This is a genomic window from Anabaena sp. PCC 7938 (assembly GCF_049315035.1).
GTDB lineage: Bacteria > Cyanobacteriota > Cyanobacteriia > Cyanobacteriales > Nostocaceae > Anabaena > Anabaena cylindrica.
In genome coordinates, this window is record NZ_CP186034.1 from 160,828 (window position 1) to 186,542 (window position 25,715).

General features: G+C 41.0%; 14 protein-coding genes and 5 pseudogenes. 11 read left to right on the forward strand and 8 right to left on the reverse strand.

Annotation, left to right across the window (positions count from 1 at the left end):
* Positions 1-11: 11 nt before the first annotated feature.
* Positions 12-2,075, forward strand: coding sequence for a VWA domain-containing protein (locus ACOWPH_RS00795; protein WP_015213526.1), 2,064 nt, complete (start codon positions 12-14; stop codon positions 2,073-2,075).
* Positions 2,076-2,190: 115 nt separating this feature from the next.
* The gene (locus tag ACOWPH_RS00800) at positions 2,191-2,385 is read left to right on the forward strand and encodes a Uma2 family endonuclease (RefSeq protein WP_042464705.1); all 195 of its coding nucleotides are present in this window, start codon (positions 2,191-2,193) and stop codon (positions 2,383-2,385) included.
* 97 nt (positions 2,386-2,482) lie between these two features.
* On the opposite strand, the gene ACOWPH_RS00805 is transcribed toward ACOWPH_RS00800, so the two are convergent.
* The 3 genes and pseudogenes from ACOWPH_RS00805 to ACOWPH_RS00815 all read right to left on the reverse strand — a co-directional run bounded on the left by ACOWPH_RS00805 (position 2,483) and on the right by ACOWPH_RS00815 (position 8,521).
* The gene (locus ACOWPH_RS00805) at positions 2,483-2,617 is read right to left on the reverse strand and encodes a hypothetical protein (RefSeq protein WP_277882416.1); all 135 of its coding nucleotides are present in this window, start codon (positions 2,615-2,617) and stop codon (positions 2,483-2,485) included.
* Positions 2,618-3,204: 587 nt separating this feature from the next.
* Positions 3,205-7,417, reverse strand: a pseudogene (locus tag ACOWPH_RS00810) (SNF2-related protein).
* Positions 7,418-7,918: 501 nt separating this feature from the next.
* Positions 7,919-8,521 carry a GUN4 domain-containing protein gene (locus ACOWPH_RS00815; RefSeq protein ID WP_015213529.1) on the reverse strand — a complete coding sequence of 201 codons (603 nt, stop codon included), beginning with the start codon at positions 8,519-8,521 and terminating at the stop codon, positions 7,919-7,921.
* A 391-nt stretch (positions 8,522-8,912) separates the two neighbouring features.
* Here ACOWPH_RS00815 and ACOWPH_RS00820 point away from each other — a divergent pair, with 391 nt between their 5' ends.
* Entirely contained in the window at positions 8,913-10,022 is a 1,110-nt protein-coding gene (locus ACOWPH_RS00820) for an alkene reductase (protein WP_015213530.1), read from the forward strand.
* 643 nt (positions 10,023-10,665) lie between these two features.
* Here ACOWPH_RS00820 and ACOWPH_RS00825 read toward each other — a convergent pair.
* The 3 genes from ACOWPH_RS00825 to trpS form a co-directional block, all read right to left on the reverse strand.
* Positions 10,666-11,367, reverse strand: a complete 702-nt coding sequence (locus tag ACOWPH_RS00825) for a Uma2 family endonuclease (RefSeq protein WP_015213531.1) — start codon at positions 11,365-11,367, stop codon at positions 10,666-10,668.
* A 158-nt stretch (positions 11,368-11,525) separates the two neighbouring features.
* The gene (locus tag ACOWPH_RS00830) at positions 11,526-12,440 is read right to left on the reverse strand and encodes a methylenetetrahydrofolate reductase (RefSeq protein WP_015213532.1); all 915 of its coding nucleotides are present in this window, start codon (positions 12,438-12,440) and stop codon (positions 11,526-11,528) included.
* A 59-nt stretch (positions 12,441-12,499) separates the two neighbouring features.
* Positions 12,500-13,507, reverse strand: a complete 1,008-nt coding sequence (trpS, locus tag ACOWPH_RS00835) for a tryptophan--tRNA ligase (RefSeq protein ID WP_015213533.1) — start codon at positions 13,505-13,507, stop codon at positions 12,500-12,502.
* A gap of 466 nt (positions 13,508-13,973) precedes the next feature.
* Between trpS and ACOWPH_RS00840 the strand changes: the two genes are divergently transcribed.
* The 8 genes and pseudogenes from ACOWPH_RS00840 to ACOWPH_RS00875 form a co-directional block, all read left to right on the forward strand.
* Positions 13,974-15,539: a B12-binding domain-containing radical SAM protein gene (locus ACOWPH_RS00840; protein WP_015213534.1), complete on the forward strand. Its 1,566-nt coding sequence runs from the start codon at positions 13,974-13,976 to the stop codon at positions 15,537-15,539.
* 157 nt (positions 15,540-15,696) lie between these two features.
* On the forward strand, positions 15,697-16,146 hold the full coding sequence (locus ACOWPH_RS00845) for an SRPBCC family protein (protein ID WP_015213535.1): 450 nt from the start codon (positions 15,697-15,699) through the stop codon (positions 16,144-16,146).
* Positions 16,147-16,558: 412 nt separating this feature from the next.
* Positions 16,559-17,129, forward strand: a pseudogene (locus ACOWPH_RS00850) (recombinase family protein).
* Positions 17,119-18,781 (forward strand): annotated as a pseudogene (locus ACOWPH_RS00855) (IS481 family transposase). Before ACOWPH_RS00850 ends, ACOWPH_RS00855 begins: the two co-directional pseudogenes overlap by 11 nt.
* Entirely contained in the window at positions 18,771-19,742 is a 972-nt protein-coding gene (locus ACOWPH_RS00860) for an ExeA family protein (protein ID WP_422665657.1), read from the forward strand. The pseudogene ACOWPH_RS00855 and the gene ACOWPH_RS00860 overlap by 11 nt, the downstream one beginning before the upstream one ends.
* Positions 19,743-20,792: 1,050 nt before the next feature.
* Positions 20,793-20,894: pseudogene (locus tag ACOWPH_RS00865) on the forward strand (PEP-CTERM sorting domain-containing protein); the annotation flags it as partial.
* 150 nt (positions 20,895-21,044) lie between these two features.
* Positions 21,045-21,587 (forward strand): DUF2231 domain-containing protein, encoded by a 543-nt coding sequence (locus ACOWPH_RS00870; RefSeq protein ID WP_015213540.1) that lies wholly within the window; start codon positions 21,045-21,047, stop codon positions 21,585-21,587.
* Between the two features lie 51 nt (positions 21,588-21,638).
* Positions 21,639-21,788: pseudogene (locus tag ACOWPH_RS00875) on the forward strand (tyrosine-type recombinase/integrase); the annotation flags it as partial.
* A gap of 134 nt (positions 21,789-21,922) precedes the next feature.
* Here the strand turns inward: ACOWPH_RS00875 and ACOWPH_RS00880 are convergent.
* Positions 21,923-23,905: an ABC1 kinase family protein gene (locus tag ACOWPH_RS00880; protein ID WP_015213541.1), complete on the reverse strand. Its 1,983-nt coding sequence runs from the start codon at positions 23,903-23,905 to the stop codon at positions 21,923-21,925.
* A gap of 395 nt (positions 23,906-24,300) precedes the next feature.
* A complete protein-coding gene (locus ACOWPH_RS00885; RefSeq protein ID WP_015213542.1) occupies positions 24,301-25,602 on the reverse strand; it encodes an EndoU domain-containing protein in 1,302 nt (433 codons plus the stop codon).
* Between the last annotated feature and the right edge of the window lie 113 nt (positions 25,603-25,715).

Genomic DNA, 25,715 nt, shown 5'->3' on the forward strand with positions numbered 1-25,715 from the left:
AGGATTTAGCAATGTCTTACCCGATTCCGTCCAAAATGTGGCAGCGCGTCAGTATTTTAACGTTCTTATTATTACTACCAACAGTAGGAATTGCCGTTTTAAATCAGTCTCTGACAAAAGCAATTCCCACCAATCAGACTACCTCAGCCAACTCTATTCTCCCCAATAACTCGAATTATCAAGTACTCCAGGCATTAGTCAACAATTATAGTTGTGTCGTTTCCGTTCCCAACTTTGGCACTCTTCCCGTCGCCCGCACAGAATTTGCTACAGTCTTGAATACTTGTTCACAACGAATCAATGAACTAATAGCAAATAACCCCACCACAGTTGCCCAAACAGACCTGCAAACTCTACAACGCTTACAAAAAGAATTTGCCCCAGAATTAGTAACCCTCAATAATCCCAAAGATGAATTAGAGGCTCAAACTAACATCGCTCCTACTCAAGATACCAGAGAACGCATTCAAGACCAGTCTACTCGCAAGACTAACCCGTCAGGTGTAATCACGGCAAAACCTCTGAATTTACCACCTAGTTCCCCTGTCACGTCTAATGTTAACCGTTACAGTATTCCTAAACGCACAGTTGGGGGTGGCATTAATGGTATGATTGCCCCCGAACCTGAAATCAGTCGGCAATTCAACACAGAGAACTATAACCGAATTGATGATAATCCCTTTCATCGTGTTGGTAATGACCCTCTTTCTACCTTTTCCATAGATGTAGATACGGCATCATATAGTAATATGCGACGGTTTATTACCCAAGGGCAATTACCACCCAAAGATGCAGTACGAATAGAAGAATTGATTAACTACTTCACCTATAATTATCCTCAACCAACAGGAAATAGACCTTTTTCCGTCACCACTGAAGTGACTGCTGCCCCCTGGAATCCCCAACATAAATTAGTACAAGTAGGTTTGCAAGGAAAACGTTTAGAGAGTGAAACCTTACCACCAAGTAACCTTGTATTTCTAATTGATGTCTCCGGTTCTATGGGTGAACCCAACAAATTACCCTTGGTAAAACAGTCTTTAAAATTGCTAGTGAATAAACTCAGTCCTGAAGACAGGGTAAGTTTGGTAGTTTATGCCGGAAATGCGGGTGTAGTCTTACCTGCTACCCCTGGAAGTCAAAAAACAAAAATTCTGGCAGCCATTGACCGCTTAGAAGCCGGAGGTTCTACTGCTGGTGGTCAAGGGATTGAATTAGCTTACAAAATCGCCAAACAAAACTTCCTCAAATCTGGTAATAACAGAGTTATTTTAGCCACTGATGGAGATTTTAACGTCGGGGTTTCCAGCGATGCTGAATTAACTCGATTAATTGAACAGAAGCGAGACCAGGGAATTTTTCTTACAGTTATAGGATTTGGTACTGGTAACTATAAAGATGGAAAAATGGAACAACTAGCTGATAAGGGTAATGGCAACTATGCCTATATTGATACCTTATTAGAAGCTAAAAAAGTCCTAGTTAATGACATTCGGGGAACGCTGTTTACTATTGCCAAAGATGTGAAAATTCAGGTGGAATTTAATCCTGCTAAAGTGCAAGCATACCGCTTGATTGGCTATGAAAATCGCCTGTTGCAAAACCAAGATTTCAATGATGATAAGAAAGATGCAGGGGAAATTGGCGCTGGTCATTCGGTGACAGCACTATATGAAATTATTCCTACTGACATGAAAAGTGATGTGAAACTACCAGATATAGACCCTTTGCGTTATCAGCGTTCTGGTGTAACTGCGACCGATACTGCTGATAATGAGATGATGTTGGTGAAACTCCGCTATAAGTTACCCCAGGACAACACCAGTCAATTAATTACTCAGACTATCAAAGATAGTGAATTCAACGCTAACCAAACACCATCGACTAATTTGAGATTTGCTGCTGCGATCGCTACTTTTGGGATGATAATACGTGATTCTGAGTACAAAGGGAATGCTAACTATGATTTGGTAATGAAATTAGCAACTCAAGGTCAGGGGGAAGATCAGGAAGGTTATCGCGGTGAGTTTATTCGCTTAGTGGAGCAATCTAGGGAGTTAATGACCAGGAAGTGATTGAGATGATTTCGCTTAGACCAGGAATGAACTAACTCACCTTTACCCATGACACCGACACAATTAGACGACTATCATCGCATGATTGAAATTGGCCTTTTAGCTAGTCGTCAGGTTGAACTACACCTATGCTGCTACATCAATTTCTGAATATTGGGTAGTAGATTTAAAGAATCAACAATTCAAAGTGTTTAGAGAGCCAATAAATAGTGATTATTCCCAAGAATTAACCTTGACTTTAGGTGAAATATCTCCGTTAGCATTTCCAGAAATTAAAGTTTCTATTCAACGTTTACTAAAAGGGTTTTAATTTAATTATGTCTGTGATATGCGTAGCTAAAAGCACATTTTTTCACGACATTTTGAATATTATTGCTTATTGATAAATGACGAATAACTTTCACTTGTCAGAAATGTATACGTCCTGATAGAGATAATTCTGATGGACTGAGTTGGGTGAGTTCAATAGATTCACCGATTAACCAGGTGGCGAAATCGGCTGAAAATGACTCTGCTAAAAAGCGACAGACATTATCAAACATCGACGATTCCTATGTCGCGCTAGTTCCCTCCGGGACGCTTTGCGAACGCTATCGCCTCCATTCCCAAACGTTTTAATACCTGTAATACACTATAAAGCTCATTATCAGGATTTACCAAAGAAAACAGCCGTGAATTAGCATATTAATGAACCATCTTGATATTTCTCCTGACGAAATTTTGGCTCAAGTGTACAAAAAAAGCTATTAACCCTGAAACCTTTACTTCCGTATTTCTCACAAACAATGTAATCGCAATTTGTATAACCCGTATAGAGAATCGGTGTTTGTTCAAAAATCAAATAGGAGTCCTATATCATTATTTTTTTAACTAGTTCCGTGGGTTTAAGTCCCCCGGTTCTATAATCGGCAAGTTTTGTGTTGGGGTTAAATCCCCATTACAAAACTTAATTACGAATTACGAATTACGAATTACGAATTATTTTAATCTAAAATCTAAAATTCCCGGTCAAAATAATTCGTAATTGATAATAATGCCTCCGGCAGGCGTAGCCAACGTAATTCGTAATTGCAATCAGTGGAGGCTTGTACCCTCTTTAATTACGAATTACGAATTAGTAATTATTTGGTCAACCCTCATGAATTAATTGCAGTAATGCTTCCGTTGATATCTTGCCACTCATATCAGTACCTTCCAATAAACTATCCGCCAAATCTCGCTTGTGGTGATGTAATTCCACAATCTTGTCCTCAATAGTATCCTTAGCGACCAAGCGATAAATTGTTACCGGACGTTGTTGCCCAATCCGGTGAGCGCGGTCAGAAGCTTGATCTTCCACAGCGGGATTCCACCAAGGGTCTGTATGGATCACGTAATCAGCGGCGGTTAGATTCAGTCCTGTACCCCAGCTTTCAAACTAATGAGAAAAACATCCCCATCCCCCGCTTGAAAGGCATCCACGCTTCTTTTCCGTTCTGCCATTGGGGTACTACCATCTAAATATTGATATTTAATACTTTGTTTATCCAGATAATCGCGGATGATGTGCAGATGGTCAACAAACTGGCTAAACACCAACGCCTTATGGCGATTTTCCAGCAGTTCATCCAGCACCTCACCAAAAAGTTGCAACTTAGAACTAGATAACTCAGTATCAGGCATTACCAAACTCGGATTACAGCAAGCACGACGTAGTTTCATAATCTCCGCTAAAACTTGCAAATGCTTCTGTCCTGCATCTGCATTACTTTCAGTTAGTTTAGATATAGCTTGACGACGCAAAGCCTCATAAAATGCTTTTTCCTCTTTACTCAACTCCACATGAAGCAGAATTTCAGTTCGGGAAGGCAATTCTTCTAACACCTGATTTTTTTGTGCGTCGTAATAAGAATGGTTGAATTAGCTTTTTCAGTTTATTACGTGCTTGTTTATCCTGATATTTCTCAATAGGATTTGCAAAGCGTTGATTAAAGCTTTCAAAAGAACCCAATAACCCAGGATTAATAAAGCGGAACAAATTCCACAACTCACCGAGATGATTTTCAATGGGAGTTCCAGTTGTAAGCAGTTTAAAACTAGATTTCAGGTTCATGGCTGCCTGGGAACGTTTAGTAGACATATTTTTGATAGCCTGGGCTTCATCTAGCACTATTGTTTGCCAATCTACTTGAGCAAGCATCTGAGATACTTCTTCCTGTTGCAATAAACCATAGCTACATATCAACATATCCAATGGTTGTAAACCATCTAATAATTTTTGACGGTTAGCACCTGAAAATTGCATAATATTCAGAGTTGGAGCGAATTTTTGCGCTTCACTCACCCAATTCATGCAAACGGAAGTAGGGGCAATAATTAAAGTTGGGCCTGCATGGGCATTTCTAAGAATGACTGCTAATGCTTGCACGGTTTTACCCAGTCCCATTTGGTCGGCTAAACAAGCACCTACACCCCAATGTGCTAAACGTGCTAACCAACAGAAACCATCCATTTGATAGTCCCGTAATTCGGCTTGAAACGTAGACGGGAGTTCTGGTTGCAGGTCTTGTACTTCTTTGAGTTTCTGGATATGTTCCTTCCAGTGTTTATCTGCTTTTAGCTTACCTACCTCATCAACAAAATCTTCTAACCCTAATGTGGCTAAGGGGTGAAAACGCATACCTTTACCGTGTTTTTCCGAAAACATCCGTAATTCGTCAAGACGTTTACGAAATGCTTGGGTTAAAGCTAAAAATTGACCGTCACCAAGGGGGATAAAACGGCTGGGGGTTTTTTCTAGAAGTGCTAGGAGTTGCTGCATATCCAGCACTAAGTCATCATTTAATTTCAATTCACCAGTAGCTGCAAACCAATCTTGTTGACGTTGAATTGATAAATTAAAGTCTTTCAAGTCTGCATTGTGACTAACCCGCAGTTTTTCTCCTTCTGGCCAAGCCATGACGACGCTGTTTCCCAGTGTTTGCAGTTCTAGCAGCAGTTCTAAACATTCCTCTGGGTCTTCTATTGTCCATTCACCATCTTGTTCTTCTGTTTGCGTTAAGGTGGGACAGGCGGCTATAGCAGCTTTAGCTAGTTTTTTCTCTTCTGATAGATTGCGTTTGGTTTGCAGACGTTTACCTTCAATTTCGGCAATGACTGTTTCACCACCTGCACCGGGACGGAAGTAAGGGCCACCTTGGGTAAAAGGACGGGATAAGAGGGTGATTTTCAAACCGGAATTGGCAGGTAAGAGGTGAATGTGGGGTAGTGTTTGGGCGGGGACTTCTTCTGCATTTTCTAGTCCACCACCGATGTCAGAATGGACGGTAACGATACCAGAGACGGCATTAATGGCTGCTAAAACTTGCTTTTGGGCGATCGCAGGTACGTTTAATTTGTTATCTTTACCAATAATCTCGGCAATGCGTCTGTGTTCAGTTTTAATTTCAATAACTTTGATGCGAGTTGGAGTTTCTTTAATATGCAGAATGTTCTGTGATTCTGGTAATTTGGGCGAAAATTCCAAGGTGAGACGACCTTGTTTTTCTTTTTTCACCAGTAGTTCTGGTTCTCCTTTGACAATTTCTACCCGGATATTAGGCGTGTCTTCCCAAAAAACCACTGGGTGTCCAATTAATGCCAAGATGGCTTTTTCGTTAAACATATAGTCAACTTTGCCATAATAGCCCTCACTATATGTCTGAATACAACTACAGACCCGCATATCTTGGGGTGTGACGTAATCAAATTCAGATAGTCCACTGCTAAGACGTTTAAGGGCTATGGGACGACCTTTACTCCATTCTCCTTTGGCATTAACTTTTTGTTCCTTGGGTTGTAAACTACATTGAACGGAATGGAAGGTGATGAACCATGCTAACCGCAGTTCTGACTCTGGTTTGCCAGGGGTTTGTGGTTGTTTCTGGAGATTTGCTAGGGCATTGAGGCACATTTCCCAAGCTTCTTGGGGTTGGATGAGGTCTACTATGGTTTGGATGCCGCTATCTTCTCTTAGTGCTTCTGCTTGTTTTTTATAGTTACTACTGGGTTTGAGTCGGGATAGGAGTTCTGCGGTTTCCATTGCCAGCCAGTGATGACCGGATGCGATCGCTCTCCGATATAATGGTTCTAACAAATCAGGTAAGCGTTTTTTTGCACTCTCAGCATCCATCCAATAAAGACATAGTGAACAAAACAATGTTTGTAAGCTATTTTCTTCTTCCACCGAAGCAATATAGGCACTTACTACAAGTTCTTTTTGGGTAATATCACCTTGCTGGACTTGCAGTACCGTTTTCAGTCTGGCATAAACAAATGTGAGCCAATGATCTGATTCACGGGACATTAATGTGGCGTAATCTTCTGCTTCTTTGAGGCGTTGTCCTGAACCATCTTTTAATAATGCTAGGATAAAAAATAACCCGCCCATTGTATTAAAATATATTTGGCGTTTGCCTGTGGCTTTTTTTATAGCTTTGAGGGCATCTGTATAATATTTAATGGCTTGTTCATTTTCACCCCGCACAAAACTCAACCAACCCCAATAAATAGCGGCGTTATTTTGATTTTCTTCTGATATCCGTTCTAAACAATCTTTTGCTTCTGCCGTATCACCACGTAATAGGAATTGTTCTGCCAAAATCAGATGCAAAGAATCTGAAGAATATTTTCCAGGTTGATAACATTCTTCTTCTAGCATCATAAATGCATCTTCGCAGTCAGATAATTTTAATGCTGAATTGAAGAGGACACTTGATATACAGCTTTGATATAATTCTTCTGGTAGGGTGTTGAACCAATTTTCGTTAAATGGGTTATTGCATATCTGTTCAAAGATATTTTCTATGACTATTTTTTCTTCGTTATAACTATGGTTACGGTAATCTTCAATTTGCTTTTTAATAAAAATAGGGTCTTGGCGGTAAAGTCCAATGCGGATTTCTCTGATACACTGGCGGAGACTGCGGAACATCCGAGAATTTTTGTTCCAGTGATTACTTACTGGTAATGTTTCCTCTACGGCTTTAACTAGGATCTCAAACTTTCCAGTTTCTACAGCATGACGAGTAGCAATTTCTGTGAGTAACGGATTGCATTCAGGACCTGATTTGCTTTCTTTGACTAGTAAAAGTGCTATTACCAATTTCTCAATTTGGTAATTGAGGGTTGTAGTAGTCCAAGGTCTATTCTTTTCGTCTAAGGCAGCAGTTTGCGAAAGACAACTGAGGAATGAATTTTTTGTCTATTGGTGCATAAATTACCGAAAACAATTGGATGATCTTTTGGATAGCAGGGGATAAATCAAAGTATTTTTTAGCGAGTTGTGTTTGGAGTTGGGTGGAATTAGGGTTAAAATCGGACATGGTACTAATAATTGACACCGTTGTTAGGTATCTGGTGTAGATGTGCCAAAGCTGTAGAGCTTTTAACTGGAATATTACCTTTTAGGTTATCAGATACATTGCTAGATTTTTTCAAAGTTTGGATCATTAAACATTTAATAACCTGCAATTCTGATTTAACCTGGAATAGTGCGTTAATTTTTGCTCTAGCGCAGCCATATCCGTAATCTACCAGGCACTTAACACATATTGTAACAGTGTTATAAGGCTGAAAAGCAGATATAGCAGGGGTCTCCAGACCATCTTGCAGGAAATTACACATATCTCAGCTTGGGGTTTCAAACAGCGTTAATGAATCGCTCCGCAGTGATAGCGTACCCTACGGGATCTTGCTACAGTGAAATTGATGCTGCTTCAAATAATGGTGTGGATGATGCCCGTCGTAACAATAGGAAATTACAAGGATCTCGGCTCACTTTTTTACTCAGCATTGTTGCGGTGAACTTTGATGAAAAATTCATACTAAATCTTGCAAAATGCCGCACGGGGAATAAAACGCCAACCACTAGCACCACCAAAACCACCACCAACACCATAATCTGATAGAGGAATACCAGGTAAATGTCCTGGAGGAGCTTTCAAGGAATAATTGAGATTATTAGTATTAATAGTCCGATAACCACCGATAACTGTTGAATCTTTTGTATACCAGCCAACACGAATCACAAATTTTCTGTAGATATTCTCATCAAAATTCGCTTTACCTCCAAAATTTTGCCAAATTTTGCGCTGAACACTAAAACCAAATCGGTTTTTACTAGACTTGAGCCAAAGTTGGTTTAAAATACCAAGATGATTACAGGGAAAGTTATTCATTTCATCAGAGGTAAGATAATTATCACCAGATTTTGAAAACATCGCCATTTGTTTCCAAGTTTCTAAGTCAGCTTCTTTCCATTTACCTGCTGCTAATAATTTTTTCAGTTGAGTGTAATTTGGTTTTTTAGATATGTAGGAATGTGAATTAGGTTTTGGTTTTGACCCTATACTTGAGGGAACTATGCTACATAGAGTTATCATTCCACAAAAAATAGACAGTAAGCACTTGGTTGGAGAAGTTATCATAATTTGATGTTAAAGATATATTGCTGATTATATAGCAATTTCCAAGCTCATGAAATACACCCCACCCACTTGTGTGTACACCGTAGCCTTGGTAAGGGGAGGGTTGGGGAGGGGTAATTTTGTATCTAACTAGAGTGGGAAAGACTATATACGTATTTTCTAAGGTACAATACATTTATTGTCAATCTAAAATTTATAGGAGACTCCCACTACAGATGATTAACTGATATAATTTGACCTGGAAGTGAGCAAATCAAAAAAGCATTTATCGCAAATTTCCTAATATTATGATTATGGTTGTTGTAGCGATTCTCACGGCAGGAAAAGGAACAAGAATGAAATTTCTGAGATAGATTATCCTAGGTACTTAAAAACGATTTCAGTTAGACTTATGGATAACACGCTGCAATTATTAACCCCTATACAACTTGGTACTTACACCTTACCGAATCGTCTGGTGATGGCTCCTTTAACCCGCTGTCGTGCTGCGGCTGGCAACGTTCCCTACGAACTCCATGCCACCTACTATGCACAACGAGCAACCGCTGGACTGATTATTTCCGAAGCCACCCAAGTCTGTCCCCAAGGACAAGGTTATCCCGCTACCCCCGGCATCCATTCCGCTGCACAGATTGCTGGCTGGAAAAAAGTTACCCAAGCGGTTCACGACCAAGGTGGTCGCATTTTTCTGCAACTCTGGCACGTTGGGCGCATTTCCCATCCTGATTTTCAGCCAAATGGTGAATTACCCGTTGCCCCTAGCGCGATCGCTCCAACAGGAGAAGTCGGAACCTACGAAGGCATGAAACCCTACGTCGCGCCCCGCGCCCTTGAACTCGAAGAAATCCCCAGCGTGATTGACCAATATCGCCAAGGTGCGAAAAATGCCCTCGAAGCAGGCTTTGACGGCGTTGAAGTACATGGCGCAAATGGTTATCTGATTGATCAATTTTTGCAAGACTGCACTAACCACCGCACCGATGCCTATGGCGGCTCAGTAGAAAATCGGTCGCGCTTTTTGATGGAAGTTCTGGAAGCCGTGATTGAAGTCTGGGGTGGCAATCGCGTTGGTTTGCGGTTATCTCCTTCCGGCAGTTTTAACGATATGGGCGACTCAGACCCCAAGACCCTCTTCAGCTATGTCGTGCAGGAACTCAACAAATTTAACTTAGCCTACCTGCACCTCATCGAACCCCGTCTCAATGCGAGCCAAGATACCCTAGAACATCTCAGTAGCGACCTCACCTCTGGTTTTTTCCGTCCCCTGTTTAACAGCAAAATTATTGCCGCTGGCGGATTAAACCGTGAAATTGGCGAACACATCATCTCCAAGGGCGAAGCTGATCTAATTGCCTATGGTCGCATCTATATTTCTAATCCTGACCTGGTGAAACGTTTTGCCTTGAATGCGTCGTTAAATCCCTACGATCGCAGTACCTTTTACGGCGGCACAGAACAGGGCTACACTGACTATCCCTTTTTAGAAGAAGCGTCAAAATAATTCGTAATTGCAATTAGTGTAGGCTTGAACCTACCACTGATTGTACCCACATTCCGCAGATGTGACTCAGATTATTGATATTTTTGAAAAATTCCAGCCAGGAAAATTTTATCTACCTAATTTTTCTGGCTGAATTTAACTTTATTTGCCAAAAGATAGAGCTTATAACGTTCGCGCAGCGTGGCGTTAGCCATACCGCAGAGACGCAGAGAGCGCAGAGGTAGAGAAAAAGAGGTGTTCATATAGCAATTCCCAAGCTCATGAAATACACCCCACCCGCGCTGTCGCGCACCCTCCCCTTGGTAAGGGTTGGGGAGGGGTAATTTTGTATCTAACTAGAGTGGGAAAGGCTATAAATTGTTTCAGGTCTGGTCTTTTATCTCTTGAGTATCCATGAACTATTTCTAAGGAAAATTATTAGGACTAAAAGCTTGTTCTTGTGGTTATGACTGTCGAATTTTATTTACTTTAGAAATTGATGAAAATAATACAGAAGAAGTGATTGTTTTACTTTATATTGGTAATCATGATGAAGTCTATTAGTCTAATAGTTTGTTTGGTGATAAAAAGGTGATCGATCATCTGTCTCTACTCCTGTTAAATCCAACATTGTCACTATTACACCATTACATTTAATTTAATATTACGCTTCCGGTTCAACTCCCAAAGCACGCAACTGTTCAGCCAAGCGATTCGCTCTTTCTTCACCACTCAACAACAAATTACCTTGCAAATCCCACCACCGTAACCAGGGTAATTCTGCATTCTGATATTCTCCTTGCCACAAACCTAACTCAATCCCCAAAGGTGTAATCGGATAATGTCCCCGTTCATTTGCTGGTAATAACTGATATTGTCCACCAATTAATTCATAAATTTCTACACTGGCTTTATTCACTTCATAAATGCCGTAAAAGGGGGTACGAATTACCTGCTCATAAATCCAAAATTTACCTTTCCAAGGAGTTTTATCGCGCTCTTCGCTGCCATTTCCAGAAACAAATTCTAACACAATTAATGGGGCAATGTATTCTTGCCAGAGGACATAAGAACGGCGTGTTTGCCCATTTAAGGTAGGCGGTACATTGGGTACATAAAACCAGTCTGGAGCTTCAGCACCGCGTTCTGGGGGGTCGGTAATACGCCAGTAGATACCTAAGTCCTGGCCAATACAATATTGACCATCAGGATTTGATTTTTTGAGAATGGGTGTAATTGAGTCAGTCAGTAAGATGCTTTGAGGATGTTCTTGCCAGTTTTTCACAAATGTACCGTCCGACTCTGGAAGTTGGGTATGGTCTGGGAGAGTGGTTTCAGAGGTTGGGGGATTGGTGGTAAAAGTCATATATCCTCTTGCTGGCGTGAGGTTTGTTTTAGTTTAGCAAAATTAGCAATATAAAAGACAACGACTGAATTTAAATATGCGTGATGTCAAAATCTTTGTAGAGAGGTTACATGGAACGTCTCTACAAACAAAATTCATAATTTAAGCTGCATTTCCCTCTAACTAACCTTCTCCACCCCTGCTAAATCTAAGATAGGTGCGATCGCATCTTCTCGTTTCACCGCCATCATATGCACACCCTGGCACAATTCCCGCGCAATCTGCACTTGTTCCGCTGCGATTTTTATTCCTTCCTCAAGTGGATCTTTGGCTTTTGCTAACCTATCAATAATATGTTGGGGAATATTTACACCGGGGACAGCCTTATTAATAAACTGGGCATTTTTTGCTGATTTCAACAGAAAAATTCCTGCTAAAATTGGTTTATTATAACCTGCGGCGATTTTATCCATGAACTTTTCAAGAATTTCAAAATCTGTAATTAATTGACTTTGAAAAAATTGCGCTCCGGCTTCTACTTTCTTTTCAAAACGACTTTGTAAACCTGACCAACTTTTACTTTGAGGATCTACCGCTGCACCTGCAAATAAATCTAACGCACCATCATTGAGAATTTTTTCATTAAAATCAATACCTTGATTCATCTTCCTAATTAATTGCAACAGCCGCACAGCTTCTAAATCAAATACAGCCTTTGCTTCAGGATGATCACCTGCTTTTACAGGGTCGCCAGTAAGGGCTAAAATGTTGCGGATACCCAAAGCATGAGCGCCCATTAAATCTGCTTGTAATCCTATCCGATTGCGATCGCGGCAAGCAACTTGGCAAATCGGCTCAATTCCATTTTGCAACAAAATAGCTGACGCAACCAACGAAGACATCCGCATCACGGCTCTGCTACCATCGGTAATGTTGACAGCATGAACCCTTCCCTTAAGAGTCGCCGCCATTTTCAGCATCTGTGTGGGATCTCCTCCTTTGGGAGGTGCGACTTCAGCAGTAACGAGAAACTCACCTGCTGCTACCGCTTTTCGGAAGTTATTTAAAACGCTAAAGCTCTGGGTATCCGGCATAATGTTATCAGTTCGGTTTCCTTAAAGGGTAAAACAAATCACACCCAAAAGCGCAAACCTTAGAGAGGAACAGAGAAACCCAAAGCAGCTTTGACATCTGCTAAAGTAGAGCAAGCTATAGCCTCCGCTTTCTCCCTACCATCTCGCAACACTGACTCCAAATAACCTTTATCTTTCATTACCTCCGCATATTTTTCTTGAATTGGTTGCAAAGCATTAATGGCTGTTTCCGTCAACAATGGTTTAAACTGTCCCCAACCCATATCTGCACATTCAATAGCCACTTCTTCCTTAGTTTTTCCAGCCAGCAGAGTATACAACGTTAACAGGTTATGACATTCTGGGCGTTCTGAGTCATCAAAAGTTAAACCCCGCACCAAATCAGTTTTACAGCGTTTAATCTTTTTCGTAATTTGATCTGGTGGATCTAAAACATTAATTCGACTCAATTCTGAAGGATCTGATTTTGACATTTTCCGTGTTCCATCTGTCAAACTCATCACCCTTGCACCTTCTTTTCTAATCAAAGGATCTGGCAACTTTAGCACAGGTGCATCTTTCGCAAATTGGTGATTAAACCTGTTGACGATATCCCTTGTTAGTTCCAAGTGTTGTTTTTGATCTTCACCCACCGGCACTTTATCCGCTTGATAAAGCAGAATATCCGCAGCCATTAGCACGGGATAATCTAACAAACCAACACCGACATTTTCACCTTGTTTAACCGCTTTCTCCTTAAACTGGATCATGTCTTGTAACCAGTTAAGCGGTGTAATGCAGTTTAGCAACCAGGTAAGTTCACTGTGCGCGGAAACGTGAGATTGGACAAAAATGTGAGAATGACTTAAATCAATACCACAGGCTAAATATAAAGCAGCAATATTGTAAGTATCAGCCGCTAAAGTGGCGGGATTATGCGGTACAGTGATTGCGTGTAAATCTACCACACAAAAGAAATTTTCATACTGGTCTTGAATTTCTACCCAGTTACGAATCGCACCTAAGTAGTTACCTAAATGTAAATTACCAGTTGGTTGAACTCCCGACAGGACGCGCTGCTTACCCATAATTATTAGTTAGTTATCTCCAATCACCGCTTTGTAAATGAGGTGTTTACAAGACTAATTTTAGTAGTCATTAGTCATTAGTCATTAGCCATTGGTAAAATTCCCCCATCTCATCATTTCCCCATCCTCTCTATTTTCTTTCTCAGGAGTTCGCTGGAAACGGTGTTGCAAATCTTGGACAATAGCGATACTGTTTACTTTAGCTTCATACTGAGATATTATTCAACTAGATATAGCAATTCCCAAGCTCATGAAATACACCCCACCCGCGCTGTCGCGTACCCTCCCCTTGGTAAGTTGGGGAGGGGTAATTTTGTATCTAATCTAGAGTGGGAAAGGCTATATCTTGTCTAGATATTAATTGAAAAATCTGTATCTCCAGGTGGATAAAAACTAAGTTACCCAGATTTTACAATTCAAAACTGAATGGGTTTTGACAAGAAAGCAAATCTGGGGGATATGGTTGATGAAAGCTTTACTACTCTGGCCGATCATGCCCAATTCCTTCTGGTCTTATCAGGAAACCCTTGATTTGGCTGGTTTAAGTGCCACAAGTCCCCCATTGGGTTTAGTGACGGTTGCAGCGATGTTACCGAGTGACTGGGAAATTAGATTGTGCGATCGCAATGTCCGTCTTGAAACAGATGCAGATTGGCAATGGTGCGATATCATTATCATCTCTGCAATGATTATCCAAAAACAAGATTTTGGTGAATTAATTCAAAAAGGAATTGCATTGGGTAAAAAAGTGGCCGTGGGTGGACCTTTTCCCACATCAGTCCCAGAATTTGCTTTAGCAGCAGGAGCTAATTACTTAATTCTAGATGAAGGGGAATGCACTATCCCCATGTTTTTAGAAGCTTTAGAAAGAGGAGAAGAACAAGGTACTTTCCGTTCTTTAGAAAAACCGGATATCACTCAAACTCCTATTCCTCGGTTTGATTTGCTTGACTTAAATGCTTACTATGCAATCACAGTGCAGTTTTCTAGGGGTTGTCCTTTTCAGTGTGAATTTTGCGATATTATCAATTTATTTGGTCGCAAGCCACGCACTAAAACCCCTGAACAGATGTTAGCTGAACTGGAAGTCCTTTATCAGATGGGTTGGCATCGTTATATATTTTTGGTAGATGATAATTTTATTGGCAATAAACGTAACGCTAAGATATTTTTACGCGCTTTAATTCCTTGGATGGAAGAACGCAAATATCCATTTACTTTTATTACAGAGGCTTCCCTGAATCTAGCAGAAGACGATGAACTGATAAATTTGATGGTGAAAGCAGATTTCACAACTGTATTTATGGGAATTGAAACCCCAGATGTTAACAGCTTAGTAGGGATTAATAAAGAACAAAATACACGTCGATCTTTGCAGGAATCATGCGACAAAATTACCCGTGCAGGATTGCAAATAATGTCTGGTTTTATCTTAGGTTTTGATAATGAAAGTGTTGGTGCTGGTAAGCGCATTCAGGAGTTTATCGAAGAAACTGGCATTCCTCAAGCTCACCTCAGTTTACTGCAAGCTTTACCCAATACAACAATGTGGACTCGTCTGGAACACGAAGGACGGTTACAGGAAGGGGTCGGTGAATTCTTTACTACTCAGAAATCTTTGATGAATTTTGCCCCCACTCGTCCCATGTCTGAAATTGTCAACGAGTTTATTGAGACTTTCTGGAATATATATCAACCCTTGCCTTACCTGAAACGTACTTTTCGCCATTTTATCATTATGGAAGGTTGGCGACCCCACAACAATCGTGTTTTGACTGTGCCAGAGTTGCGTTTTTTCCTTGCTGTCTGCTGGAGACAAGGTATGATGCGTTCTACTCGTTTTCTGTTTTGGGGGCAATTGATAGCGATCGCACTTCGTAAACCAAATTTATTGTATGATTACTTAATTGCTTTAGGTGTAGGTGAACACTTTTTCACTTTCCGTCATGAGGTCAAAGCACAACTAGAGGAACAACTAGAAACTTTACAACAGCAAGAAAAAACAAGCCTACAGTTAGAAACTGTGCGTTAAATTCATACTTTTGATCTGTGTTCTACCCCTTCAAAATACCGTACCAATCTTACCGCTTATCCTTCCTATTGCCTCCCTCTATCGCCAAAACATAGCATCTGGCAGAGAGTTAGCCTATAGCTTACTATAAAAACAGCAATAGCATCACCACCAAAAAATGTCCCAGGTTTTAGAACAATCAATTAAAATTCAAGCCGCTGCTACAGTAGTAGAGCAATGTGTCACCGATTTAACACTAATGCACCGCTGGCTTAACCCCGTTCTCCGTTGCGAACCTGTGGGAAAAGTGTGGAGTACAGATATTGGCAGTCGTAGTCGGTTTATAATTCAAATTCCCGTAATTAAACCCACATTGAACACAATTGTGATCGAACGGCAACCGGGTTTGGTAATCTGGGGATTTAAAGGATTTTTCCAAGGGAGCGATCGCTGGGAATGTCAACCTGTATCAAAAGGCACACTTCTCATTAATCGCTTTGAGTTTCAGATTCCCAACCCTTTAGTTAGTTGGGGTTTTAACACCTTTGCTGCATCTTGGACAAAAGCAGATATGCAAGCTCAACTGCGTCGTCTCAAACGAGTTGCAGAACAACTTGCTAATTCGTAATTGTAGCGACCTGCAATACTAATCGGTCAAACCTGCAATCAAGGGATTTTCAAACCAGGATTAAATGCAACTATAAATACACTTCAGCCAGAATTAATTGCAACTGAACCAGGATTAAATGCAACCAACCTGCAATCATCCGTTTCAACCAGGATTATTTGCAACTGACCGAAAGTCCTATTAAATCGTTGTTGAGCAGTTTACTCAAAAACGCTCCAACTTATCAACAAAAGTATTTGAACTTCAGCCAGGATTAATTGCAACTGAGAGTAAAAGAAACGACCGTTTTTTTACTCCCATTATTACCATCAAGCAGAACCAGAATCAAATTTAGTAAAGAAACTCGGTAATTAAATCAAAGGCAACATATACTGTGAGGTAACGAGTTTATTTACTTGTTGGGGTTCCAAGTATGTTGATAGGCTATGCCCGAATTTCAACAGATGACCAAAATCTGAACCTGCAAATGGATGCTTTACAGCTTGCTGGTTGCGAGAAAATTTACTCCGACCGCACAAGCGGTGCAAAAGCAGAACGACCTGGACTTTCCTTAGCATTGGAAGTAGCACGGACTGGTGATGTTCTGGTGGTATGGCGGCTAGACCGCTTAGGAAGATCGCTCAAAGATTTGATTGAAATGATGGAAACCCTTAGATAAGCGAGGAATTGGGCTTTCTAGCTTGCAAGAATCCATCACCACCACGAATAACAGTGGTAGATTAATTTTCCATTTGTTTGGTGCATTGGCTGAATTTGAGCGTAACCTCATCCGTGAACGCACTACGGCTGGACTTGTAGCGGCACGAGGGCGTGGTCATAGAGGAGGTAGACCAAAAGCCCTAGATCCAACTAAACGTCAATTAGCAGTAAGACTTTATACCGAAAAACAATACACAATTATTGAAATATGTAATTTGATGGGAATTTCCAAACCAACGCTCTACAACTATATTGCAGAGATAAAAACTGAACATGGTACATAAGCAAATCTCTGTAGAGGCACTTATTAATTTACGCCACCGCCTCGACGGATTGCCTAGCCGTTGTCAAGAGCGGCGAATTCTCATCGAAGAGACAGCAGCATTATATGGAGTGTCAACAGATACACTATATCGCGCCTTGCGTAACTCATCACGCCCCAAATCCATAAATCGCTCAGATAGCGGGATTTTAGAAAACTTTCACTCGCGGAAATGGAACGCTACTGCGAGGTCATCGCGGCCATGAAAATCCGCACTAGTAACAAGAAAGGGCGACATATCTCCACAGTCCGGGCAATTGAACTGTTGGAGGAGTTTGGGATGGAAACACCCGATGGTTTTGTCCAACCAGATAAAGGTGCGTTAACTAGAAGCACTGTCAATTATTACTTAAAAACATGGGGGTATGATCAAGAACGCATGACCAGGCAACCGCCTGCGGTGCGTTTTCAAGCAGAGTACAGCAACGAATGTTGGCATTTCGACCTCAGCCCATCTGATTTAAAACACGTAAAACAGCCATCATGGGTAGAACCGGGTAGAGGTAATCCATTACTGATGCTTTATAGTATTGTTGATGACCGTAGTGGTTTATGTTATCAAGAATACCACTGTGTTTATGGGGAGGATGTAGAAGCTGCATTACGTTTCTTATTTAATGCGATGACAGCGAAAACAACCGACGGCTTTGCCTTTCAGGGGATTCCAGAGATGATTTATACGGATAACGACCCATTGCGAAAAGCCACGTATTCCAAAATGTGATGGATTGCCTGAGAATCAATCTTGTTACCCATATGCCTGCGGGTAAAGATGGTCGTCGGGTAACAGCCCGCTCCAAAGGCAAAGTAGAAAGACCTTTTCGGACAGTCAAAGAAGCCCATGAGACTCTGTATCACTTTCATGAACCGGAAAGCGACATTGAAGCTAACTTATGGTTGCGCCAATATTTGTTGCATTACAACGACAAACCACACCGCATAGAGCCGCATTCCCGGCTGGAAGATTGGTTGCGAAATATACCTAAGTCTGGCTTGCGTTCGATGTGTAGTTGGGAGCGATTCTGTACCTTTGCCCGTGAACCACAGCGCAGAAAAGTGGGAACGGATGCTAGGGTATCGGTAGAGGGTGTGGCTTATGAGGTAGAACCGGACTTAGCAGGAGAAACTGTCGTGCTATGGTGGGGCTTGTTTGACAACGAACTGTACGTAGAAAAAGAAGACCGTCGCTACGGACCATTTTACCCAGTTGACGGTATCCCTATCCCCTTACACCGCTACCGTAAATTTAAGAAAACTAAAACCGAAGAACGGGCAGATAAAATTGCCAATTTAGCTAAAAAGTTGGGTTTGCCACGAACTGCCTTGGACAAAAACACGGATTTACAATTTCTGGTGGATAAGTATAAGGAATTGGAGCCAACTGTTACACCTTTTAACGACCCTGACCCATACCAAGAATTTACTTATCCGACTGTATTGTTTGCTAAGAGGGCGATTTCTGAACAACTGGCCAAACCTTTGGCTAAATTGTCTCCCGAACAGTTGGCATTCATTGATGCCCTGCTGGCTGAGACTCTGAATAAAAAAGCGATTATTGAACGAGTGCGGCAATATTTCCGCTCAAATCAAGGAGAGGAACAAAATGCTCACTGAAGTCATGGAACACTTTCGATTGCTCAGAGAGTTCCGCAAGGCTGGCTACTACGAAACAGAACACCAAAAACAATTGTTTAAGGATATTAAAGTCGCAATCCATTCAGGAAAGCTGGTTGCCATCACGGGAATTATCGGGTGTGGCAAGACGACGACTTTACGACGTTTGTTTGAGGTTTTGGAGAAAGAAGGCAAGATTTTAGTCTCGAAATCGCTTTCTGTTGATAAAAACCGAGCGACGCTACCAACACTGATTGCTGCCTTATTTTACGATTTAGCAACAGATAAGGAAATTAAAATTCCTGCACTTGGGGAAAAACGAGAACGGGAACTGCGTGACTTGATTAGAAAAGGTAAAAAGCCTGTGGCGTTGTTTGTAGATGAGGCTCACGACTTACATTACAGTACGCTCACAGGACTCAAACGTTTAATTGAGGTAGTTGAAGACGGTGGTGGTACGCTCTCAGTTGTGTTAGCTGGTCATCCTAAGCTGAAAAATGATTTACGCCGTCCAACTATGGAAGAAATTGGCTATCGGGCAACTGTTTTTTCTTTGGAGGGTATTGTTGGTAGTCAAAAAGAATATATTGAATGGTTGGTATCTAAATGTACTACTGAAGATACTCAAATAAGTGAGATATTGGAGCCGGATGCTATTGAATTACTTGCCATGCGGTTGAGGACACCATTGCAAATTGAGCAACATTTGACACTAGCTTTCGAGGCTGCATACCTTTTTGGAGAGAAAACTGTTACCACAGCGATTATTGAGTCTATTTTATCTAAGCAAATTGACGATTTGGAACCCACCTTAACCCGGCATGGCTACGATGTAAGGGGCTTGGCGGAACAGTTCAATGCCAAACCGTCGGAAATTAAATTGCTGTTTCGCGGACAACTTGATCCAGCCCGCTCTCGTGAATTACACGAGCAAATGCTGGCGGCAGGACTGCCACTTTGAGCGGATTGAAACTGCGATAAAAATGTTAGTATTTATAGTTGCAATTAATCCTGGTTGAAACGGATGATTGCAGGTTGGTTGCATTTAATCCTGGTTCAGTTGCAATTAATTCTGGCTCAACCGTATTTATAGTTGCATTTAATCCTGGTTTGAAAATCCCTTGATTGCAGGTTTGACTGATTAGTATTGCAGGTCGCTACATCTAGCTCCCAATATTAATAGAAGCATAAACTCTGTATACGTGATCGCACCAAGTAACGAGAGCAGTTGTTAATACTCCATTGCATACAAAATAGTATTTTTACTGGCTTCACAATAACTTTAAATACTAGTATCAGTCAAATACACTAAATGTCTTCATAAACCTTGCCGTGTAAGTATTTTGACTAGACTACTGAAAATAGTAGTGTTTTTTCTCTCAGTGAATTTTCTGTGAAGTTGCTAAAAAAGGCTTTACAGGCATGAGAAACCCGTATTAGTGTCAGTGGCATCGAAGGCAACACAACGAATCAAGCAAATACTTTCAAATTTGGAGAATCATTGAGAATGAAACTGAAAACTGTTTTGGTAAGATTGACCACTGCTTGCGTTACAGTAGGAGTAGTAACTGTGTCTGCTGTTGCTTCATCTCTGGCTGGAACTCTAAATTATACTGGAACGACAGTAAGTGGAGCTACCTGGAATCGCCCTGTATCGGGTAATCCTCCTACCCCACCGACAAGCGGTGTTGGCACAAATGTTGCCTACAGTGTTCAAGAGTTTAACGTTGATACCACTGGCTTTTATAACTTTCAAAGCACAGCAACATCCCCAGTGGAATGGGATAACTATCTCTTCCTCTACCAAACGAGCTTCGACCCAACTACACCGTTTACGAATGTCATCATTGGTAATGATGACAACCCCAGCATCGGTCTAGCAGGCTTTAATAACATTTCACTAACAGCTGGACTTAACTACTTTCTTGTGACATCAGGCTTTGGAAATAGTGATCAGGGTGAATTTTCTAATAACATTAATGGCTTAGGAAATATTACGATCGGATCAGCTTCAGTTCCAGAACCTGCTTCTGTAATGGGTATCTTAGGGTTAGGTGCTTTTGGTGTTACCTCACTCCGCAAACGCAAGCAAACCGCAGCAGTTAAAGCATAGGTTTATCACTAAAATATAATTCAATTCTTGCCGTGTTCATTCTGGACATGGCATTTTTGATTTAATACTAGCGATACCCAATTCCTCCGCTAGATAGATAAAATCTGATGTTTAGTTTCCTCAAATAGGGAAATAAAAGGAGCTAAATTCATGGAAACTACGGAACCGACTTCTACACCATTTCCGAATGTTCCACCAATTATTGAAAGTGATGATAGAGAATATCAAGATAGTGGAGTACCCAGTACAGTAGCGATCGCAGGACATCCCCTACACCCCTTAAGTATAATATTTCCTATCGCCTTTCTAGCAGCCGCTTTGGGTAGCGATTTTGGCTACTGGTTAACTCGTGATTTCTTTTGGGCTAGGGCTTCTCTGTGGTTAATCGGTTCGGGGTTAGTTACTGGTATCATTGCCTCAATAATTGGCATGAGCGATTTTTTGCAAATTGAACGAGTCCGCAAACGCTCCGCAGGCTGGGCGCATTTGATTCTCAACCTTTCTATTCTTATCTTCACAGCCATCAACTTTATTTTGCGATTCGGAGATGCTGAGTTGCGTATACTCCCTTGGGGTTTAGCTCTCTCGCTGCTGGTAGGGACATTAACGAGTATGACTGGTTGGTTTGGGGCAGAACTTTCTTATCGCCATAAAATCGGTGTAGTAGGTGCTGGAAGTAAAAGATATCCCTAGTAACAATATCTTTGCCCTACTTAGATCAAGTCATAATCTGTTCATCCTCATCAACTGCGTCATACTTGTGGCTATTATCTTGCTTCACCAGGGCATGATAGTAGAGCGATTCAGGACTACTTAGGACAGAAGAATACTCATCATACAATTCGCTACATACAGATATTCCCCCAAAGATTTGAATCTTTTTGGACAGATTGAGTTGAGGGGGTGATAACAATACTTCTGTAAACTGAAAATAACCATCTTTATTTTGAGTACTGAATGGGTGTTATGGGAGATGGAGAAACTTTGACAAATCCCTACCCCCCTATCTCCATCACCAATCACCTATTTTATTCTGCTGCTAACAATTGCCGAATTAACTTTGTTAGAGCCTTTTGTGTAAAACGACTAGCAATTTGCTGACCTAGATGATGCACTTTAGGATTAACAAGTATCTGTGCTAATTGGGGGGCAATTTGGGCAACATCAAAACCTTTTGTTTCTCGGAGAATACCTAAAATTCGTTTGATATGTTCTAAGTTTTGTTGTTGTTCAACTGTTGCACCAGGTGTTTCATTAACTGTTGTTAATCCTACTCTTTCTCTCAGTAAGTAAGTAAAGTTGTGCAAGACATTTTTACTGACAGCGTCAATTCCGTTAACAAATTCATCTACTAATCTGTCACGAATAAATTCACCTCGTTCGGAAGATAGAAATTCTACTCCCTGATTAAGTACTAAGCTCAAGTCATAATCTTGACTATTCCGCGCATTTGTTAACAGGTTTTCTAAGCGGTTCCAGCGGAATTTACCATCTTTAAATAGCAACTCTTTCAATGATGTTCTTAATTCGTCTGCTGGGTCAGTTAATAGGCGTTTAGAAACGTAAGGATAAGCTTCACTAAGAACTTTAAAATCGGGATCTATATAAATAGCAATACCTTCCAATGTCACCAAAGAACGAATAATTAAAGCGTAATAAGGAGGCACGCGGAAAGGATATTCATACATTAAAGCCGATAAATCATCGGTGATGCTTTTAATGTTAAGTTCGGCAACACTTGCACCCTGGGCATTAGCAAATACTCTGGAAAATGCGGGAATAATTGGTGTTAAGTCGGTTTCTGGGGTGAGAAATTCTAATTTAACGTAGTCTTTTGCTAATGAGTCAAAGTCACGGTTAACGACGTGAACAATCGCTTCAATTAAACCATAACGCTGTGGTGGCTTAATCTCACTCATCATCCCAAAGTCAAGATAAGCCAATTTACCATCAAAGGTAGCTAACAAATTACCGGGGTGGGGGTCAGCATGGAAAAACCCATGTTCTAATAATTGACGTAGGGAACACTGTACACCTACTTCAATGAGATAACGAGCATTTATACCCAGATCTTGAAGTTCTTGCGCTTGGGTTAATTTAATTCCGTTGATCCACTCCATCGTCAATACGCGACGATTGGTGTATTCCCAATAAATTTTTGGTACATATACATCTTGCATATGACCGTATAATTCAAAGAATCGCTCGGCATTTTCGCCTTCGTGGATATAGTCCATTTCTTCAAAAATGCGATCGCCCAATTCATCCAAAATCCCAACTAAATCACTGCGTACCCGCTTGACTTTTCTTTGCACCCATCCTGCCAAGTAGCGCAAAATATACAAGTCAATGGTGATTCTTTCTCGCAAATCTGGACGCTGGACTTTAATCGCCACTTCTTCCCCAGTTTTCAGCTTACCCTTGTAAACTTGTCCCAAAGAAGCTGCCGCAATTGGTTCTGCGGAAATTTCCGCGTAGATCTCCTCTGGTGGACTTCCTAGCTCTTCTTCAATAAACTGGTAAGCTATTTCATTTGCAAAAGGCGGTAATTGATCTTGTAATTTAGTTAATTCTTCCAGGTACACCGGAGGCACCAAATCCGGTCTAGTAGACAAAGCCTGGCCAATTTTGATGTAAGCAGGCCCCAATTTTGTGAGCAATTCTCGCAATTGAATCGCTCGACGGCGATCATTTTTAACAACAATTCCCCTTTGTTTATCCGACCACATTCCCAAAACATAGGATAACGTTGGTCGTAAAACCGCTAAAATCCGCCGCAAAACTTGCATAGGTTTGTTTGCGTAATGTGCGCGGATCTCTTCAGGATCGTAACCCAGTGTTTCAGATTCAGCTCTAGCTGGTACTGACTGTTCTTGCTCTGTTGAGAGTCTTGGTGAATGTAGAACCAAGGCTGTTGTCCCATTTGCTGGTACTACTTCAACCACGGACAAGTTGCCTCCGTGATTGTCCTCCGGAGTTGATTGGAAACTAGGGGGAAATGTCTTAACCATTATGAAAAAAGCCACCGGTTTGATGAACGCTGTTAAGTATTGTAACAATACGTTGTCATTTTAGCATCTGTCCAAAATATAGAAATTTGGTCATTACCGAATCATGGGATGATTTCGTGTAATTTGGCACGAAGTTTTTAGATGGTTTTAGCTTCTAAATTCATCTCACATTTATGCAACGCCCAAAATTGAATCAATGAAACAAGGTATGGTTAGTTACCTGGAAAGGGCTAGTTTGTGGAGAAAATAACTCAAACAGGACTTACGCAAAAATTCACAAAAGTAGGGGTAATTCATGAATTACCTCTACGCAAGAATAAGGTTTTCGCTTACATGATGCGTAAGTCCTATCAAAATTGATTCTTTATCCTGACTCCTGACTCCTGACTAGCAATTTACGGTGTACAGTCAGGATTACCGCTAGGAGTAGCATCTGGATAGAAAGTGCGAATACCACCACTTCTTCTCACAAATACTGATTTAAAGGTTTCACCGTCATCTGTGATAGTCCAATGACAAGCCGTGTTAGTACCGGTGATATTAGGATTCTGCTTGTAAGCCTTCGCACCCATTTTCAAAATGTCTTCGGCATTGAGGGTGTAACCATAGCCTTTAATATTAGACTGAGAAATCCCAGAACCTACCTTAATGATCGCACCTATTGTGTAAATAGCACCAGGATCAACCTCTTCATTGGATGAGTTATTAGCTTTTCTACCAGCTAAACCATCATTTTGTAGTTGCACGTAGCGACCAACAAAATGTAGTCCACCAATAGCACCACCCGATACAGGTTCACCACAGAATACATGATCAAACCCGGCAACATTAAACCAAACATCAGCTAAATCGCTTAAAAATTGGGAATCTGTGGTACGTCCAACTACTAGAAATCCTCCCACGTAAGACTTAACACTAGCTAAAACAGTGGGATTACTATTCATTAATGTTTGGAAGCTAGAACGACTAACTACCGTGCCTGGTGCGCCACAAAGGGCATTGACCGCGTTATCAAAACTGTTGAGAGTGGGTGCTACGGGTGTCACATCAGCAGGACTACCGTAAGCTAGTCCAGATACGGGGTTGTTAGTACTATCAAAGAATGGGACTGAACCCGAAGGTAAAGTAGGAGTACCACCAGAAGAACCATAATCGGTGATGGAAATATCATCAATATTGATTCTGTTGCTAGTATCACCACTGGTTTTTTTGACTTGACAGCGGACTGTTCCAGAAATATTAGGTGTGAATGTGGCTGTAGACAGTGTGGGTGAACTGGTCGTAACTGTTGAACCAACTTGTGTCCAGGAACTACCACCATTGGTTGAACATTGTAACTGCCAAGTGCTACTGGCATCAGTTCCATATACGGCGTGTTTAACAGTAACTATACCAGCACCTGTAGTCCGATCAAATTTCATTGCGATCGCACCACTACTGCGAACTCTGGAAGATTGAGCGCCGCTTTTTCTATCTTTTGCATCGCTACCATTGGCAATTAAGGCATCATTTAATGTCCAAATTCCCGTACTGAGAGTGACATCACCTACAGCATAAGCTCCTTTATTGCCGGTTTCAAATCCTTCAGTAATTGTTGCTGCGCTGGACTTAAAGGTAAAAATGGCAAGTAAAAAAACTGCTCCACCTACTATCTTTAAAGAAGAGGCCAATTTAGATTTAGTTGATATATGCAACATAATGTTCTAATTCTCTCAATGGTATTATCTCAAGATGTCAATAAATTGATTTCCCTCGGCCATTGTTTTTACTATATTGTTTGAGATAAAGTCAATATTTTCACCATTTTCTT

Bases quoted from the DNA above. Each gene is read 5' to 3' on its own strand.
- ACOWPH_RS00815 (WP_015213529.1), bottom strand. From the start codon at position 8,521: ATGATAACTTCTCCAACCAAGTGCTTACTGTCTATTTTTTGTGGAATG.
- trpS (WP_015213533.1), bottom strand. From the start codon at position 13,507: ATGGGTAAGCAGCGCGTCCTGTCGGGAGTTCAACCAACTGGTAATTTA.
- ACOWPH_RS00805 (WP_277882416.1), bottom strand. From the start codon at position 2,617: ATGTTTGATAATGTCTGTCGCTTTTTAGCAGAGTCATTTTCAGCCGAT.
- ACOWPH_RS00845 (WP_015213535.1), top strand. From the start codon at position 15,697: ATGTCCCAGGTTTTAGAACAATCAATTAAAATTCAAGCCGCTGCTACA.
- ACOWPH_RS00825 (WP_015213531.1), bottom strand. From the start codon at position 11,367: ATGACTTTTACCACCAATCCCCCAACCTCTGAAACCACTCTCCCAGAC.
- ACOWPH_RS00870 (WP_015213540.1), top strand. From the start codon at position 21,045: ATGGAAACTACGGAACCGACTTCTACACCATTTCCGAATGTTCCACCA.
- ACOWPH_RS00885 (WP_015213542.1), bottom strand. From the start codon at position 25,602: ATGTTGCATATATCAACTAAATCTAAATTGGCCTCTTCTTTAAAGATA.
- ACOWPH_RS00860 (WP_422665657.1), top strand. From the start codon at position 18,771: ATGCTCACTGAAGTCATGGAACACTTTCGATTGCTCAGAGAGTTCCGC.
- ACOWPH_RS00795 (WP_015213526.1), top strand. From the start codon at position 12: ATGTCTTACCCGATTCCGTCCAAAATGTGGCAGCGCGTCAGTATTTTA.
- ACOWPH_RS00820 (WP_015213530.1), top strand. From the start codon at position 8,913: ATGGATAACACGCTGCAATTATTAACCCCTATACAACTTGGTACTTAC.
- ACOWPH_RS00840 (WP_015213534.1), top strand. From the start codon at position 13,974: ATGAAAGCTTTACTACTCTGGCCGATCATGCCCAATTCCTTCTGGTCT.
- ACOWPH_RS00830 (WP_015213532.1), bottom strand. From the start codon at position 12,440: ATGCCGGATACCCAGAGCTTTAGCGTTTTAAATAACTTCCGAAAAGCG.
- ACOWPH_RS00880 (WP_015213541.1), bottom strand. From the start codon at position 23,905: ATGGTTAAGACATTTCCCCCTAGTTTCCAATCAACTCCGGAGGACAAT.